The organism is Streptococcus sp. SGI.013, assembly GCF_050315295.1.
In the GTDB taxonomy this organism is placed as follows: Bacteria; Bacillota; Bacilli; order Lactobacillales; family Streptococcaceae; genus Streptococcus; species Streptococcus porcorum.
This window is the reverse complement of the sequence record NZ_JBNPOS010000009.1, coordinates 28,204-45,565: the sequence shown is the minus strand read 5'-3', so window position 1 is coordinate 45,565 and position 17,362 is coordinate 28,204. Positions and strand designations below refer to the sequence as shown.

17 protein-coding genes are annotated in these 17,362 nt (G+C 37.5%); 16 read left to right on the top strand and 1 reads right to left on the bottom strand.

What is annotated here, in order from left to right; translation table 11 throughout:
• Window positions 1-43: 43 nt before the first annotated feature.
• The 11 genes from rnr (at window position 44) to celB (ending at window position 11,388) form a co-directional block, all read left to right on the top strand.
• Entirely contained in the window at window positions 44-2,371 is a 2,328-nt protein-coding gene (rnr, locus tag ACQRDX_RS03865) for a ribonuclease R (RefSeq protein WP_427894480.1), read from the top strand.
• Window positions 2,334-2,801: an SsrA-binding protein SmpB gene (smpB, locus tag ACQRDX_RS03860; protein WP_427894482.1), complete on the top strand. Its 468-nt coding sequence runs from the start codon at window positions 2,334-2,336 to the stop codon at window positions 2,799-2,801. Before rnr ends, smpB begins: the two co-directional genes overlap by 38 nt.
• Before the next feature lie 219 nt (window positions 2,802-3,020).
• Window positions 3,021-4,352: a DUF1958 domain-containing protein gene (locus ACQRDX_RS03855; protein ID WP_427894484.1), complete on the top strand. Its 1,332-nt coding sequence runs from the start codon at window positions 3,021-3,023 to the stop codon at window positions 4,350-4,352.
• A gap of 110 nt (window positions 4,353-4,462) precedes the next feature.
• Complete coding sequence (locus ACQRDX_RS03850) at window positions 4,463-5,896, top strand: 6-phospho-beta-glucosidase (protein WP_427894486.1); 1,434 nt, start codon at window positions 4,463-4,465, stop codon at window positions 5,894-5,896.
• A gap of 80 nt (window positions 5,897-5,976) precedes the next feature.
• A complete protein-coding gene (locus ACQRDX_RS03845; protein ID WP_354369708.1) occupies window positions 5,977-6,216 on the top strand; it encodes a SemiSWEET transporter in 240 nt (79 codons plus the stop codon).
• 122 nt (window positions 6,217-6,338) lie between these two features.
• The gene (locus ACQRDX_RS03840; protein ID WP_354369709.1) at window positions 6,339-6,674 is read left to right on the top strand and encodes a hypothetical protein; all 336 of its coding nucleotides are present in this window, start codon (window positions 6,339-6,341) and stop codon (window positions 6,672-6,674) included.
• Window positions 6,675-6,837: 163 nt separating this feature from the next.
• Complete coding sequence (locus ACQRDX_RS03835) at window positions 6,838-7,158, top strand: PTS cellobiose transporter subunit IIB (protein WP_354369710.1); 321 nt, start codon at window positions 6,838-6,840, stop codon at window positions 7,156-7,158.
• Window positions 7,159-7,204: 46 nt separating this feature from the next.
• Window positions 7,205-9,172, top strand: coding sequence for a BglG family transcription antiterminator (locus tag ACQRDX_RS03830; protein WP_354369711.1), 1,968 nt, complete (start codon window positions 7,205-7,207; stop codon window positions 9,170-9,172).
• Between the two features lie 12 nt (window positions 9,173-9,184).
• Window positions 9,185-9,499, top strand: coding sequence for a PTS cellobiose transporter subunit IIA (locus ACQRDX_RS03825; RefSeq protein ID WP_427894490.1), 315 nt, complete (start codon window positions 9,185-9,187; stop codon window positions 9,497-9,499).
• A 12-nt stretch (window positions 9,500-9,511) separates the two neighbouring features.
• Window positions 9,512-10,012, top strand: coding sequence for a hypothetical protein (locus ACQRDX_RS03820; RefSeq protein ID WP_427894492.1), 501 nt, complete (start codon window positions 9,512-9,514; stop codon window positions 10,010-10,012).
• A gap of 23 nt (window positions 10,013-10,035) precedes the next feature.
• Window positions 10,036-11,388, top strand: a complete 1,353-nt coding sequence (gene celB, locus ACQRDX_RS03815) for a PTS cellobiose transporter subunit IIC (protein WP_354369714.1) — start codon at window positions 10,036-10,038, stop codon at window positions 11,386-11,388.
• A gap of 63 nt (window positions 11,389-11,451) precedes the next feature.
• Here celB and ACQRDX_RS03810 read toward each other — a convergent pair whose 3' ends face one another.
• Window positions 11,452-12,528, bottom strand: coding sequence for a M24 family metallopeptidase (locus ACQRDX_RS03810; protein WP_427894494.1), 1,077 nt, complete (start codon window positions 12,526-12,528; stop codon window positions 11,452-11,454).
• A gap of 163 nt (window positions 12,529-12,691) precedes the next feature.
• On the opposite strand from ACQRDX_RS03810, the gene ccpA reads away from it, so the two are divergent.
• The 5 genes from ccpA (at window position 12,692) to ACQRDX_RS03785 (ending at window position 17,348) form a co-directional block, all read left to right on the top strand.
• A complete protein-coding gene (ccpA, locus tag ACQRDX_RS03805; RefSeq protein ID WP_427894496.1) occupies window positions 12,692-13,693 on the top strand; it encodes a catabolite control protein A in 1,002 nt (333 codons plus the stop codon).
• Between the two features lie 194 nt (window positions 13,694-13,887).
• Window positions 13,888-14,886, top strand: a complete 999-nt coding sequence (locus ACQRDX_RS03800; protein WP_427894498.1) for a glycosyltransferase family 4 protein — start codon at window positions 13,888-13,890, stop codon at window positions 14,884-14,886.
• Between the two features lies 1 nt (window position 14,887).
• Window positions 14,888-16,222 carry a glycosyltransferase family 4 protein gene (locus ACQRDX_RS03795; RefSeq protein WP_427894500.1) on the top strand — a complete coding sequence of 445 codons (1,335 nt, stop codon included), beginning with the start codon at window positions 14,888-14,890 and terminating at the stop codon, window positions 16,220-16,222.
• A gap of 301 nt (window positions 16,223-16,523) precedes the next feature.
• The gene (locus ACQRDX_RS03790) at window positions 16,524-17,006 is read left to right on the top strand and encodes a GNAT family N-acetyltransferase (protein WP_427894502.1); all 483 of its coding nucleotides are present in this window, start codon (window positions 16,524-16,526) and stop codon (window positions 17,004-17,006) included.
• A gap of 18 nt (window positions 17,007-17,024) precedes the next feature.
• The gene (locus ACQRDX_RS03785) at window positions 17,025-17,348 is read left to right on the top strand and encodes a MazG-like protein (protein ID WP_427894504.1); all 324 of its coding nucleotides are present in this window, start codon (window positions 17,025-17,027) and stop codon (window positions 17,346-17,348) included.
• Window positions 17,349-17,362 lie beyond the last annotated feature (14 nt).

Below are 17,362 nucleotides of genomic sequence, written 5' to 3'. Positions count from 1 at the left end.
TGACTATGTCTGGCTCATTTTTTTTCAGAATTGAAAGGAAAAAATGAAAGAAGATATTTTAAACTATTTAAAAGAAGAAGGGAAATCTAGCGTTGATGATCTTGCTAAAGCCTTAGATTTGGCGAGTTCAACAGGTTTTCGTGATCTGATTAAGACGATTTCATCTATGGAAAGTAAGGGGTTGATTTCCTTTGATGACAATGGCGATATTTCTCTGAAAGAGAAAAAGTCTAAAAAAGAAGAAGTGACTCTTCAAGGGATCTTTCGAGCAAATAAAGCAGGTTTTGGTTTTGTGTCCATTGATGATGCTGAGGAAGATCTCTTTGTAGGAAGAAATGATGTGGGGCATGCGATTGATGGAGATACTGTTGAAGTTGCCATCAAAAAAGTGGCCAATCGTTTAAAAGGCACAGCTGCAGAAGCCCGTGTGGTTAGAATTGTGGATCATGCTTTGAAAACGGTGGTAGGAAAATTTGTCTTAGATGACGAAAAGCCCAAGTATGCAGGTTACATCAAGAGTAAAAATCAAAAAATTACACAGAGAATCTATATTAGAAAAGAACCTGTTGTTTTAGACGGCACAGAGATTATTAAGGTTGATATTGAAAAATATCCCACTAAAAAGCATGATTATTTTGTTGGAGCCGTTCGGGATATCGTTGGTCACCAAGGTGATACAGGAATCGATGTGTTAGAAGTTCTAGAGTCTATGGATATTGTCTCAACTTTCCCTGATGCTGTTCTTGCTGAAGCTAATCAAGTACCAGATTATCCTCTTGAAAAAGATTATATGGGACGCGTTGATCTGAGAGATGAGGTAACCTTTACTATCGATGGAGCAGATGCTAAAGATTTAGATGATGCTGTCCATATCAAAAGCTTAGAAAATGGCAATATGGAGTTAGGTGTCCATATCGCAGATGTTTCTTATTATGTGAAGGAAAATTCAGCACTGGACCGTGAAGCTCTGGCGCGTGGGACCAGTGTCTATGTGACTGATCGTGTTGTTCCCATGCTTCCTGAGCGTCTGTCAAATGGTATTTGCTCGCTTAATCCCAATGTTGACCGCCTAACCCAGTCAGCTATTATGGAAATTGATCACCATGGGCGCGTGGTGGATTACCAGATTACTCAAACGGTGATTAAGACGACTTTTCGGATGACTTATAGTGACGTCAATAAAATCTTAGCTGGTGATGAGGCTTTGACGGCGCAATATGAAAAGATTGTACCGAGTCTTCATCTGATGGCAAAATTGCACCAAATTTTAGAGAAGATGCGTGAAAAACGTGGTGCTTTAAATTTTGATACTTCAGAAGCTAAGATTATTGTCGATGATAAGGGACGGCCAGTGGATATAAAGCTCAGACAACGTGGTATGGCAGAGCGGATGATTGAGTCCTTTATGCTAGCGGCAAATGAGTGTGTGGCAGAGCATTTTGCTAAGAAAAATCTTCCCTTTATTTATCGTATTCACGAGGAGCCAAAGGCTGAAAAGTTACAAAAATTTATCGATTATGCGAGTGTTTTTGGGATGAAAGTCCAAGGAACAGCCAATAAAGTTACACAAGGGGCACTTCAAGACTTTATGAAAGCCCTTGAAGGACAGCCAGGTAGTGATGTTCTTTCTATGATGTTGTTGCGTTCGATGCAACAAGCTAGATACTCTGAGCACAATCATGGGCATTATGGTCTCGCTGCCGAATTTTACACTCACTTCACTAGCCCTATTCGTCGTTATCCTGATTTATTAGTGCACCGTATGATTCGTGAGTACAACCAAGTGACAGCTGAGAAGATTGAGCATTTTCATCACCGTATTCCAGAGATTGCTAAGGAAACCTCAAGCTTAGAAAGACGTGCTATTGATGCAGAGCGCGTGGTTGAGGCTATGAAAAAAGCTGAATACATGGAAGAGTTTGTTGGACAAGAGTTTGAAGGTGTGGTTTCAAGTGTGGTGAAATTTGGTCTTTTTGTCGAGTTGCCAAACACGATTGAAGGGCTTATTCACATTACAAATCTCCCAGAATATTATCACTATAATGAGCGTATGATGTCACTAGAAGGTGAAAAGTCAGGAGTCGTCTTTAGAGCTGGTCAACAGATCAAGGTACAATTAACCAAAGCAGATAAGGAAACAGGAGACATTGACTTTATTTATCTTCCTAGTGATTATGATGTTGTTGAAAAATCAGTTCGTAAAGGAAGAGGAAAAGCAAGGAAGTCTGAAAAATCAAAACGAACACATGGTTCAAAGCAAAAAGGAAAATCTTTTTCTAAGGAAAAGAGCAAAAAACCTTTTTATAAAGAGGCCATGAAGAAAGGAGGAAAGCATGGTAAAGGGTCAAGGAAACGTCGTCGCTCAAAATAAAAAAGCAAGACATGACTATACGATTGTAGATACCTATGAAGCAGGAATTGTACTGACAGGAACTGAAATAAAAAGTGTTCGTGCAGCTCGTATAACTTTGAAAGATGGCTTTGCTCAGATTAAAAATGGAGAAGCTTGGTTAAATAATGTCCACATTACCCCTTATGAGCAAGGCAATATTTGGAATCAAGATCCAGATCGTACCAGAAAGCTATTGTTGAAAAAAAGAGAAATTGAAAAACTTTCTAATGAGTTAAAGGGAACCGGTATGACCTTAGTTCCTTTGAAAGTTTATCTGAAAGATGGCTTTGCCAAGGTTCTTTTAGGACTGGCTAAAGGGAAGCATGATTATGATAAACGTGAATCCATTAAGCGTCGTGAACTCGATCGTGATATCAAACGTCAGATTAAAAATTATAATAGTAGATAAACGCTATTTTCTGCTGATTTTATCAGTTATAAGATTAAATAAAACTTTGAATATTGTAAACTGAAAGACATTGCGATTTGTTTAGTCTGGGATGGCTCATTTTCATAGGATTATATAACTATGATTAGTAATATGATGTGGATATTTAAAGTCAATGTTCTATATTTCTTTACCAAAATATGCTATACTGAGAAAGTATATTAAATTTGGAGAGAAATAATGATAAAGAAGTTAGTTTTTACAAGTTTACTTGTTCTAGGACTGAGTTTTCAAGGACTTGCTCAGGCGGATGAGTTGATGGATATTACCCGTGCAGCTGGTTATGAGGTAAGTGAGGTTAATAGACCTAAATCTTCCATTATTATTGATGCTAACACAGGGGACATATTATGGCAAGATAATCCAGATGAGGTACGTGACCCTGCGAGTATGAGTAAGTTGATGACCTTGTACTTGACTTATGAAGCGATTGAACAAGGGAAATTATCAGAAGATACGGTTATCACTGCTACAGATGCCGATCAAGCGATTGCTGGTATTTATGCCATTTCTAATAATAAGATTGTGTCAGGGGTTGATTATACTGTCAGTGAGTTGATTACGATGACTGCTGTCCCTTCTTCAAATGTGACGACGGTGATGCTAGCAAATGCGATTTCTGATAATGATCCAGATAAGTTTTTGGATATGATGAATGCAAAATCTCAAGAGCTAGGGATGACTAATACTAAGTGGTTTAACGCTAGTGGTGCGGCAGCGGTTTCGTTTGAAGGGTATTACCTGCCAACGCGTTATGACAATAATGCAGCTAATGAGACGACAGCTAGAGATATGGCAATTTTGAGTGCTAATTTTGTTAAAAAGTATCCGCAATTTTTAGATTATACTGATGATCCTGTTGTGACCGTTAAAGCAGGAACACCTTATGAGGAGACCTTTGAAACTTACAATTACTCAGTAGAAGGTGCTCTGTATGGTGTAGAAGGTGTAGATGGCTTAAAGACTGGTTCAAGTCCAAGAGGTGCCTTTAACTATATCGCGACCGCAAAACGAGGTGAGCAACGTCTAGTTGAAGTGATCATGGGAGTGGGTGACTGGTCAGATCAAAATGGTGAATATTATCGTCATCCTTTTGGAAATGCTCTTTTAGAAAAAGCTTACGCCGATTACGAGTATAAAAAGATTTTTTCAAAAGGAGATCATGAGATTGATGGTAAAACTTATCATTTAGAAAAAGATTTTTATGCGACCGTGAAAAAAGGTGAAGAGCCTAAATTACAGGTGAAAGATGGCGTTTTATCCGTCGAAAATGGTCTTGAAAGTGTTAGTCCTAACTTGACAGATACCCTAAAAGTTGAAGAAGCGTCCACCAATATTATTGATTCAGCTGCTCAATTAGTGACAGGAAACTCTACTGCTGAGACAAAGGTAACCGATAAGCTCCTTAATAACAAATGGTTATTAGTCCTTATAGGAGGTATCTTCTTTATCTTGTTGGCAATTGTTTTAGAGGTTATCCGACGTTATAAAAAATCTCGAATGACTAAGTAAAGATCATCCCTTGGGATGGTCTTTTTCCTTATTATTAAGGAAAAAATCAAGGTGGTGGAGGAGAGAAAAATGGATTAAACTAGAGTTATCAGATTCAAGGAGGAAATGTCATGTCTAGATTACCAGATAATTTTTTATGGGGTGGTGCAGTAGCTGCTCATCAACTAGAAGGTGGTTGGCAAGAAGGTGGTAAAGGTCTAAGTGTAGCAGACGTGATGACAGCAGGCCGTCACGGGGTAGCTCGAGAGATTACAGCAGGTGTTGTGGAGGGGAAATATTATCCCAACCACGAGGCGATTGATTTTTATCATCGCTACAAAGAAGATATTGCTTTATTTGCAGAAATGGGCTTTAAATGCTTTAGGACTTCAATAGCTTGGACACGTATTTTTCCAAAAGGGGATGAACAAGAGCCGAATGAAGCAGGTCTTCAATTTTATGATGACTTGTTTGATGAGTGCTTAAAATATGGGATTGAACCTGTTGTAACCTTGTCACATTTTGAACTCCCTTATCATTTGGTGACGGAGTATGGTGGTTTTAGAAATCGTCAGGTGATTGATTTCTTTGTGCGTTTTGCTGAGGTTGTCTTTAAACGCTACAAGGACAAAGTGAAATATTGGATGACCTTTAATGAAATCAATAACCAAGCAAATTATCAAGAGGACTTTGCTCCTTTTACAAACTCTGGTATTGTTTATCAAGAAGGTGAAGATCGTGAAGCGATTATGTACCAGGCTGCCCATTATGAATTGGTGGCTTCGGCTCGTGCTGTTAAAATTGGTCATGACATCAATCCTGATTTTCAGATCGGCTGTATGATTGCCATGTGTCCAATTTATCCTGCGACTTGCCATCCTAAAGATATTTTAATGGCGCAAAAAGCGATGCAAAAACGTTATTACTTTACAGATGTACATGTTTTTGGGCGTTATCCAAAACATATTGTGAAGTACTTAGAGCGTAAAGGGATTTCCTTAGACTTTACTGAGCAAGATCAGAAAGATTTACTAGCAGGTTGTGTGGATTATATTGGTTTTTCTTATTACATGTCTTTTGCTATTGATGCGCATCGTGAAAATAATCCGTATTTTGACTATCTTGAAACAGAAGATTTGGTTAAAAACCCTTATGTTAAGGCATCTGATTGGGAATGGCAGATTGATCCAGAAGGTCTTCGTTACGCACTAAATTGGTTTACCGATGTTTACCGTTTGCCTCTCTTTATTGTGGAAAATGGTTTTGGTGCTATTGATCAAGTAGAAGAAGATGGTATGGTGCATGATGATTATCGCATTGAGTACTTAGGGGCTCATATCAAAGAGATGATTAAGGCTGTTGATGAAGATGGTGTTGATTTGATGGGTTATACGCCATGGGGTTGTATTGACTTAGTTTCGGCTGGTACAGGTGAGATGAGAAAACGGTATGGCTTTATCTATGTTGATAAAGATGATGAGGGACAAGGTAGCTACAAACGCTCACCAAAATTATCATTTAATTGGTATAAGCAAGTTATTGCAACCAATGGTGAGGAAGTCTAAAGATGAAAAACTTTGTAGGGAATCAATCTCCTTTCCTACAAGGTTTTTCTTATCTATTTTGGTTGATAAGGAGGATAAAAATGGTTGGATTAGTGGCAGCGTTATTAACAACTTTTGGATTTGTTCCACAGGTCATTAAAATTTTTCAGACAAAGGATACTTCGGCAATTTCTCTTGGGATGTATGCCATGACTGTATCTGGTATTGCTTTATGGTTTTGGCATGGTATCAATATTGGTGATATTCCTCTTATGTTGGCAAATGGGGTCAGTCTGTTGTTGACAGGAACCATACTCATCTGTAAATTGAGGTATAAATAACGTGAGTTGACAAAGAGGATAAAAGGGGCTATACTAAAAGAAAACGCTTTCTTTGAGATAAAAGTCGCTTTCACATCCTTTATTCAGAGATTAGAGTTAGCCTAAAGAAAGGAGCCTGTCAGATGGGAGAGTTAGTGTCTTATATTTTAGGAATTGGGATTTTTTTAGTCTTCGCGTGGTTTACTATTTGGTTATATAAAAGGCTGCTAGCGCCTGGTCGTTCGGGGAAAGGAGAGACAACTGTTTATGTTATTCAATTTTTAAATGGTATAGAGGTTCCTGATTTGACAAAGAGTGCTGATATGATGGCTATTCTTGACATTGAAGTGAACAATCAGACTTCTTATGTGGTGGAGAGTTTGGTTAATGATAAAAAGATTCGAGAACTGTTAGCTCAAGAATTTGGTATCCAATCACAAGATGTTTCTGTCTTTACCAAAAATTGGATGCAAGGCTAGAGATGAAAGGAGAACTTGGTGTGCTATCACCGAGTTCTTTTTATGTATAAGGTCATATTTATTTTTTCCTTATTACTAAGGAAAAGCTTACTATTGTCTTTGTAAGCGTTATTATCTATACTAGAACTATCAAAAAGATAACATTATTTCGGAGGATAAACTTATGACAAAAGCATTGATTATTTGTGCAGCAGGGATGTCATCATCTTTGATGGCTAAAAAAACAACTGAGTTTTTAAAATCTAAAGGTCATGATATTGAGGTAGATGCCATTAGTGCTACAGAAGGTGGTAAAGCAATTGCTGCAGCAGATTTTGATCTTTACCTTGTCAGTCCACAGACTAAGATGTTTTTCAAACAATTTCAAGAGGCGGGGCAGAAAGTTGATAAACCTGTTGTCCAAATTCCACCACAAGCTTATATTCCAATTCCTATGGGAATTGAAAAAATGGCTAATTTAATCACAGAAACTCTAGGCGTCTAGGTTAAATTGGTATAAAATAGTTCTTATTGCTATAAAAGGAGAAACGATGTTAAGTCAAAAAGAAAAAAGTATCGCCCAATACTTGTTTCAACATCGAAACCAGTTTGTGACGAGTAAAGAATTGGCAGAACAAGTGAACTGCTCCGACCGTACAGTAAGGACTTATTTAAAATCACTTTCAGAATCTTTTAAAACTCTCGAAGGGGTATCGCTATTTTCTAAACAGGGATATGGTTATCAACTTCAAGTATCTGATGAGGAAGAATTTTTTAACTTAGTCGGTGAAGATTTGGTTAAAGTTGGTCAGAAAAATACCGACATTACAGATCGTCATTACTATATCATCAATAAGTTGATCTTTGAACAAAAAGATATTTTGTTTGATGATTTAGCAGATCAACTCTTTGTGAGTCGTTCAACCTTATCATCAGATATGAAGAAGATTCGTAGGATCTTATCTGATTACCATCTTAACATTAATAGTCGTGCTAATAGAGGGATTTTTGTCGAAGGGGCAGAACACCATAAACGGCGCTTCATCATGGATTACTTTTTTAGTGGTCATTTTATGAAAAACTTTCAAAACTATATCAGTGAGGAAATCTTGAATTTACCCATTAGTTTTGAAGAATTGACCATCGTTGTTTTGGATGAATGCCGAAACGGGAAACTATCTTTATCTGATTTTGTCATTCAAAATTTGGTAGTCCATATTGCGCTTGCTCTAAAACGGGTCATGGACGGATTTCAAATGACTCCTATTTATTTAGATCAAGAGAAATTTGCTCATGAATTGGTGATTGCAAAGCACATAGTCCATCGTTTAGAACGCATGACAGGAATTATTTTTCCAAAAGAAGAGGCAGACTATATTGCCCTACACTTAATTTCAAAAGGGAAGTACAGTACCAAAGAACGTTATCTTGATATTGAACAGAGTTTGCGATCAGACTTAATGTTAGCACTTGAGAGGTGTGATGAACATTATGGTTTAGCTTTTAGTCGAGATTTTACCTTGATTGAGGGATTACTTACCCATATGGAAGTTTTGGTAGAGCGTTTAAAAAATAAGATTCAGCTAAAAAATCCTTTATTAGAAGAGGTGCGATCTCTTTATCAGGAGCCTTTTGAGTTGACGAAAGAATTGGTTAATCAGATTGTTTTCTTTAAGGATTACCACCTGTCAGATGATGAGTTAGCCTATATTGCACTACATTTGATGGCAGCTCTTGAGCGGTATAAAGAAGATAAAAAGGTGAATGTTTTAGTCATCTGTGCAACGGGATATGGTTCTGCACAGATGCTAAAGCATCGCCTACTCAATGAATTGAGTAGGCAGGTTCATGTGGTTGATGTTGTTGGTTATTATGATATCAATGATGACTTGTTGACTGGAGTTGATTTGATTGTCTCCTCAATTGATTTATCCACGTTGGTTTTTAGTGTTCCTGTTGTAACGGTGAGTGTTTTTCTAAAAAGTGAGGATGTTTTAGCCATAAAACAAGTTCTCTCTAGCTTATCAGGAAGTACTTCTAGACCAATCGTTAGTAAAACCAATCAATTGGCTAGTATTTTTGACCAATATTTTTCACCAAATTACTTTCAAGTATTTGAGAAAACAGATAAGGCAGGGGTCTTAAATGCTTTAGTGGACTGTTTTAATGAACAAGAGGAAGTGAGTTACAAGTATCATCTTTTGGATTTGATAATTCAAAGAGAAAAGATGAGTTCAGTTGTCTTTGATCAAGATATAGCCGTTCCTCATCCCTTAAAAGCTTTTGACAAGCAGCATAAGATTGGTGTTGCTGTTGTTAAAAATGGGCTAGACTGGGATGAGCAGTTTCATCACATTAAATTAGTTTTTCTGGTCTCACCTTCCGTACATGATAATGATGGTTTGTCAGACTTAACCCAACTTTTAGTTCGTCTCACTGAGCGGTCTGATATTAAGGAAAAAATGATTCACTCTCAGTCCTATGAGGAATTTAAACAGTTATTCTTATCCATTATATAGAAAGGTTGTTTTATGAATACAGAGGAATTGCAAGTTGTTGCTTTTGAAATTATTCTAAGTAGCGGTAACGCCAGAAGTCTTGTCCATGAAGCCTTTGGCTTTATGAGAGAAGGGCAGTATGAAGAAGCCAAGCAAAAGTTAGAAGATGCCAATACAGAGCTATTAGCAGCCCATCATGCACAGACGTCACTGCTACAAAATTACGCTAGTGGTGTGGAGATTAAAATAGAAATCATTATGGTGCACGCGCAAGATCACTTGATGACCACTATGACCTTGCGAGAGGTCGCTCTAGAGATGCTAGCTTTGCATCAAAAAATAGCTTAGGGGGATAAAACGATGAGTCAAAAAACTAAAACTATTGATGCACAAACCTTAAAACGTCAGCAAATTGAAAAAAATAATGCCTTCAATCGTTTTATGCTTTTTAGATACTCATTAGCCATTTTCTTCTTTGCTAATCTTTACTGGTTATTGATCTTGGCTTATAAAACGAGCTTCTTGATATTGGCTCCGACCTTATTATTATTCTTACAGATTTTGGCTTGTTCAGAGCAAGTCAGACTATATGGAAATAAGGTTGTTCGACTAAAACAAACGAAGCTGGCTTTACAAGCTCAAGGGATCATTAACCTTGTCTTGTTGGTATTACTATCTTTCAATTTTGGTAGGGCTGTCTTTCCTATTTTTTCAGACCAATGGCAAGCTCGTCTATTTTTGATAGGTCTTCAAATTTTAGGTCTTATATTGATTAGAATCAATCTTCACCGAATTACTGAGATTAATGAAGATAGAGATACTTATTACCACCGTTTTCAAAAGATGCAACAATTTTACTAAATATTTAGAAGGAGATTTCTAATATGGAAGAACAAAACGGATTATTTGGTTTCCTTGAAAAATACTTAATGGGACCAATGGGAAAAATTGCACAGTATAAAGTTGTTCGGGCTATCACAGCTGCAGGGATGGCAGCAGTACCATTTACGATTGTCGGATCAATGTTTCTCGTCTTTAGTATTTTACCTCTAGCCTTTTCATTCTGGCCTGTAGTGGGGGATATCTTTGATGCCTCATTTAATAAGTTCACCAGTCTTTATATGGTCGCTAATACAGCAACTATGGGATGTTTATCTCTTTACTTTAACTTGGTTATTGGCTATGAACTCACTAAGATTTATGCTGAGGAAGAAGGTTTGAACCTAACACCAATTAATGGTGCGCTCCTATCTCTTTTCGCCTTTATCATGACAGTGCCACAGATTGTGTTTAAAGATGGTGTGATGTCTGCCATTCATACATTGGATGCGGATGGAACCATTGTTGTAGATGGATGGCAAATGGGTGGTGGTGTTGCTCGTTTTGGAACAACAGGTATTTTTACAGCTATCCTCATGGCGATTGCAGCAGTTTTACTTTACCGCCTTTGTGTGAAGAATAACTGGGTTATTAAAATGCCTGATTCAGTACCAGAAGGTGTTTCTCGTGGTTTTACAGCTTTGATTCCAAGTTTTGTCGTGGCTTTCTTTATGATTGCGGTTAATGGTATCTTAGTTGCTTCGGGAACCGATATCTTTAAAGTGATTGCCATTCCATTTGGATTCGTTGCTAATTTAACAAACTCATGGATTGGTTTAGTCATTATTTATCTTTTGACACAAGCTCTTTGGATTGTTGGGATTCATGGTGCTAATATTATCTTTGCTTTTGTTAGTCCCATTGCACTGGCTAATATGGCAGCTAATGCAGACGGTGCTCGCTTTATCGTCGCAGGTGAATTTTCAAATATGTATGTCATTGCAGGTGGATCTGGTGCTACTTTGGGGCTATGTATTTGGCTTGCAACACGTGCCAAATCAGAGCAACTAAGTGCTATTGGTAAAGCTTCTATTGTACCAGGCATCTTTAATATCAATGAGCCGCTGATCTTTGGTCTTCCAATTATCTACAATCCTGCACTAGCTATTCCATTTATGCTTGCACCGATTGCATCTGCAACAGTTTACTACTTTGCTATGAAGCTCAATCTTGTAAACGCTGTTATTGCACAAGTGCCATGGCCAACCCCAGTTGGAATAGGTGCTTTTCTTGGAACAGCTGACTGGCGTGCGATTATCTTATCCTTGTTGTGTGCCTTAACAGCCTTTCTCATCTACTATCCATTTGTTCGTGCCTATGACAAAAAATTAGTAGCAGAAGAACAAGGGCTTGGTTAGACTAGGTGCCAGTATAAAATGAAAAAGCAACGAAGTGAAAATCGTTGCTTTTTTATTAGGTAATTAATATCGAAGGAGTGTTTTTGGGGTTTTAGTAAAGGTTTCAAAGCCAGTTTTGGTCACATAGCCACAATCTTCAATGCGGACACCTACTTTTCCTGGAATATAGATTCCTGGCTCTACTGAGAAACACATGCCTTCTTGGATAACAAGATCATTTCCCTCCATAATAGATGGGAATTCATGGACATCCATTCCGATGCCATGTCCAAGTCGATGGTTGAAATATTCTCCGTAACCAGCTTTCTCAATGACCTCGCGTGCAGCTTGATCGACTTGACTAGCTGTAACACCAGGTTTGATAAAGTCTTGGGCGGCTAGTTGGGCTTCTAAACAGAGGTGATAAATCTCTTCTTTAAAAGTATCAGGTTTACCAACAGCCACCGTTCGCGTCATATCAGACATATAGCCATTAGCTGAGATACCGAGGTCAAAAAGTAGAAGCGCATCATTTTCAATAGGATTGTCTGCTGGAATACCATGAGGATTAGCAGCATTAGTCCCTGTTAAGACCATGGTTTCAAAACTCATATCGTAACCTAAACGTTTCATTTCATATTCGATTTTGGCAACAATATCTGTTTCTGTTTGTTCAAGAGAAATAGCATCAAAACCAATAGAAACAGCTTTATCTGCGAGCTGACCAGCAAAGAGCATTTTGTCAATTTCATCTGAGGACTTCAATAAACGCATTTGATTGAGATAAGGTGTGAGGTTGACAAATTCAGATGAAAAGACATTTTCTAATCCTCTAAACTTAGTCAAGTTAAGGTGATCAAACTCAAGAGCAACTTGTTGGAAATCTGTTTTTGGCAGAACAGCCTTAATTTTTTCCCAAGCATTTTCAGAATCAACATAACCCACGACAGGAAAATTAACAGTTTGACGAGCACGCGCCACATCTAATTCTGGTAGAAAAAGTAGCGGCTCTTTTTGAGAGATGACAAAAAGATACATATGTCTTTCATGAGGATCACCATAGTAGCCTGTGAGATAGTTGATAGAAACAGGATCAGAGATCACCGCACAAGCAATCTGATTTGCTTCAAGTGAGTGGAGTAGTTGCGTAATTTTAGACATAACATTACCTTCCTTTTGTCTTCTATTTTTTCAAAAAAATACTGAAAAATCAAGTGTTTGATGATTTTTTCAAAGATTTTCATTTGTTTTGCTTGAAAGTGTTTTCAAAAGGTGGTATTATAATTATGAAAGCATGATTTTCAGAATAGAAAGGATGTCGCTTATGAACACTGATGAAACTATTACTATTTATGATGTTGCTCGTGAAGCGGGTGTTTCTATGGCAACTGTTAGCCGTGTTGTTAATGGAAACAAAAATGTAAAAGAAAATACACGAAAGAAGGTCCTTGAGGTTATTGAGCGCTTGGATTATCGTCCAAACGCTGTGGCAAGAGGTTTAGCAAGTAAAAAGACAACAACAGTTGGGGTAGTTATCCCTAATATTGCTAATAGTTATTTTTCAACTTTAGCGCGTGGGATTGATGATATTGCTGCCATGTACAAGTATAATATCGTTTTGGCTTCTAGTGATGAAGATGACGATAAAGAAGTCAATGTTGTAAATACCTTGTTTGCTAAACAGGTTGATGGTATTATTTTTATGGGTTATCATCTAACAGACAAAATTAGAGCAGAGTTTTCACGCTCTCGTACGCCTGTTGTTTTGGCTGGAACGGTTGATTTAGATCATCAATTGCCAAGTGTTAATATTGATTATGGGCAAGCGGTAAAAGATGTGATTGCTATTTTAGCTGAAAATCATCAGAAAATTGCCTTTGTTTCAGGTCCTTTAATTGACGATATTAATGGCAAGATTCGTTTAACAGGATATAAGGACGGTTTGAAAGCTAATCAATTAGATTTTAGTGAAGGGTTAGTTTTTGAAGCGAAGTACCGTTATGATGAAGGTTTTGAATTAGCAGAGCGTGTGGTAAATTCAGGTGCAACGGCAGCCTATGTCACTTCTGATGAATTAGCAGCGGGTCTTCAAAATGGTCTTTTTGCGATGGGTAAATCTGTCCCAGAAGATTTTGAAATCATTACAAGTAATGATTCCCCAATTACAAAATATACTCGTCCTAACCTCTCGACTATTAGCCAACCTGTTTATGATTTAGGGGCAATTAGTATGAGGATGTTGACTAAAATCATGAACAAAGAAGAATTAGACGAAAAAGAGATTATCTTAAATCACGGCATCACTAAACGCGGTTCAACAAAATAAAGAGTTCGCTTCATTTCCAACCTCAAGCTGTTATTTAGACAGTTTGAAGTGTTCGGTGATGGGAGGAAAATAGTCCAGTAACTATTTTAGCCCTGACCGATATGTTTGGAAGTGAGGGAGCTCTTTTTCATTTCCTTTATATTGTCTTTTTGTATTGGGATGAATTTTAGATAAAAATAAGATATAATAGCAATATGAAGATTTTACTGTATCTAGAGGCGGAACATTATTTAAGAAAGTCAGGAATTGGTCGTGCCATTAAACATCAAGAGCGCGCCCTATCTCTTAAAGAGATTCCTTATACCACCAATCCAGAAGAGGAATATGATATTGTTCACATCAATACCTATGGGTTTAAAAGTTGGCGTTTAATGGACAGAGCTAAAAAGTCTGGCAAAAAGGTTATCATGCATGGGCATTCCACGGAAGAAGATTTTAGAAATTCCTTTATTGGAAGTAACCTGTTAGCACCTTTATTTAGACGTTACCTTTGTCATTTTTATCATAAAGCAGATTTTATCATTACTCCGACACCCTATTCTAAAGAGTTAATTACTGGCTATGGTGTGAAAACTCCCATTGAAGCAGTATCTAATGGGATTGATTTGAGCCGTTATCAAAAAGATTCAGCTAAAGAGGAGGCTTTTCGTTCTTACTTTAATATCAAGCCGAACGAAAAAGTAGTGATTTGCGCAGCCCTTTATTTTAAAAGAAAAGGAATTGAAGATTTTGTCAAAGTGGCAGAACAAATGCCTCATGTTCGTTTTATTTGGTTTGGTGAAACGAATAAATGGGTGATTCCAGCTAAGATTAGACGAATTGTCACAAAGCATCATCCTTCTAACGTGACGTTTGCAGGTTATATCAAAGGAGATGTTTTTGAAGGGGCTATGAGTGGAGCGGATGCGTTCTTTTTCCCCTCCTATGAGGAGACAGAAGGTATCGTTGTCTTAGAGGCGTTAGCGAGTCATCAGCATACCGTTTTACGAGATATCCCTGTTTATGAGGGATGGTTAGATGAAACAGCGACAGTATTTGGTAAGGATGTTGAGGATTTTGTGGCAGCTTTATCAGCTATTTTGGCTGGAGAAGTAGATAAGAGAAAAGTGGGTTACCGAGTCGCAGAAAGTCGTAGTATTGAGCGAATTGCGGGTCAATTAGGTACGGTTTATCAAAAAGTCATGGAGTTATAAGATGAGGATAGGTCTTTTTACAGATACTTATTTTCCACAGGTATCAGGTGTGGCATCAAGTATTCGAACGTTAAAACAAGAGTTAGAAAAACTAGGACACGATGTTTATATTTTTACTACTACTGATAAGCATTTAAAACATGGTGAAGATGAAACCATTATCCGATTGCCTAGTGTTCCTTTTATTTCGTTTACAGATCGTCGAGTGGTTTATCGAGGCATTATGTCATCTTATCGGATTGCTAAAAAATATCAATTAGACATTATTCACACTCAGACAGAGTTTGGTATGGGCTTGTTAGGGAAAATGATAGGGAGAGCCTTGAGGATTCCTGTTATTCACACCTATCATACGCAATATGAAGACTATGTTCACTATTTTGCTAAGGGTAAGGTGATCACACCAAGTATGGTTAAGTATATTGTGCGAGGTTACCTTAACGATTTAGATGGTGTGATTTGTCCCAGTCGTATTGTCTTAAATGTTCTTGATGGCTATGCGGTTAAAATTCCTAAGAAGATTATTCCAACAGGAATAGAATTGGAGAAATATTTACGTCCAGATATTACGGAAGAATCCTGTTTACAATTACGAGATGAGTTGGAGATTTCAGATGATGAGACGATGTTACTTAGTCTTTCACGTATCTCCTATGAAAAAAATATTCAGGCTATTTTAACCGCTCTTCCAGAAGTCCTAACACAAAATGAAAACATCAAACTTGTCATTGTAGGCGATGGCCCTTATCTGTCAGAGTTGAAAGATTTAACTGCTCAATTGGAGATAACCGAGCATGTTATCTTTACGGGGATGATTAATCCAGATGAGACTGCTCGATATTATAAAGCGGCTGATTTCTTTATCAGTGCTTCAACTAGTGAGACTCAGGGGTTGACTTATACAGAAAGTTTAGCGAGTGGTACTCCGATTATTGCGCATAGTAATCCCTATCTAGCTGATTTAATTGACGATGCTATGTTTGGTTTGCTGTATCATCATCAGTCAGACTTGTCTGATGCCATATTAGATGCTTTGATTACGACACCGAAAAAGTCTGAGCTTAAGTGGCAAGAGAAGTTGTACGCGATTTCTGCTGAAAATTTTGGAAAATCTGTTTACGCCTTTTACCAGGATTGTATTATTTCTAAAAAGATGAGAGAACGTGATAAACTAACGTTTACAGTGGCAGGAAGTTTGGAAGACCGATCCTTGAAATTAGCCAAGCAAACAGTTACCTTGCCTAAGAGAGCGATGAAACAGACCGCTAAAACATCTGTCAAAGTGGTCAAAGCACCCGTTAGGCTAGTCAAATCTATTCAAGATTTTCTAGATTAGGGATTTGTCATCTGATATAGAATTGATATGATAAAAAGCTTGAAAAATGTTCTTTGTATGCTATAATAACACTTAGAGACTTATCAATTCTAGGAAATCTTTGAGAGAGTGTGCGGTTGGTGCAAGCACATAGAGGATAGGATTGACACTACTCGGTATGATTTTATGCAAACATAAAAGGGTGGCTCCCTTATCGCTGTTCGAGGTAGTCAGGCTTTTTTGCGTGACTGCGAATGAAGGTGGAACCACGTTACGACGTCCTTTTGCGAGGACGTCGTATTTTTTGTGAAAGGAGGCGAAGTTGATTAAGATTATTCCGTTTAATCCATCTTATGAGAATGAGGTGATTGAGTTAATATTAACAATTCAACAAGATGAATTTCGTTTACCCATTAATCTTAAAGATCAGCCTGATTTATTGGATATTGATTCATACTATCCTAAAACGTTTTGGTTAGCATTTTCCGATAGAAAACTTGTAGGTTTTGTTGGATTAGTTAGGTTAAACCATCAAAATGTTGCGTTGAAAAAGATGTTTGTTCATCCTAAGTATAGACAATATGGGGTCGGGAAACAATTAGTCAGACAGTTTTTTGATTATTGTAGAAAACATGCTGTAAATGAAGTTTATCTTGGGACGACAGATACATTTCAAGCTGCACAGTTTTTTTATAAAAAATTAGGTTTTTGTGAGATTACGAAGGATGATTTGCCTGCTGATTTTCCAAAACTTGATGTTGACAATCGGTTCTATCGCTATCAACTTCACCCTTCAAGAAATTAATACTTTAAGGAGATACAGATGCCTGCTATTCCTAAAGAAACGCTGGAGCGCTGCCTAGCCATTCGCAAGGCTTACAGAGAGTTGGAAGTTAAGCATCACGACAAAGAGTGGTCTATTGAAGAGGACCTCTTGGCTCTGACCAATGATATTGGCAATATGAACCGCCTGATTATGACCAAGCAGGGTCGTTACTATGATGAAACGCCTTATACCTTGGAGCATAAACTGGCTGAAAATATCTGGTGGTTGATTGAACTGGCTGACCGCCTAGATATTGATATTCAAAAAGAAATGGAAACCTTTTTAACTCAAACAGAAGAGTTATTAGGGATTAAAAAATAAATAAAAAGGAGATA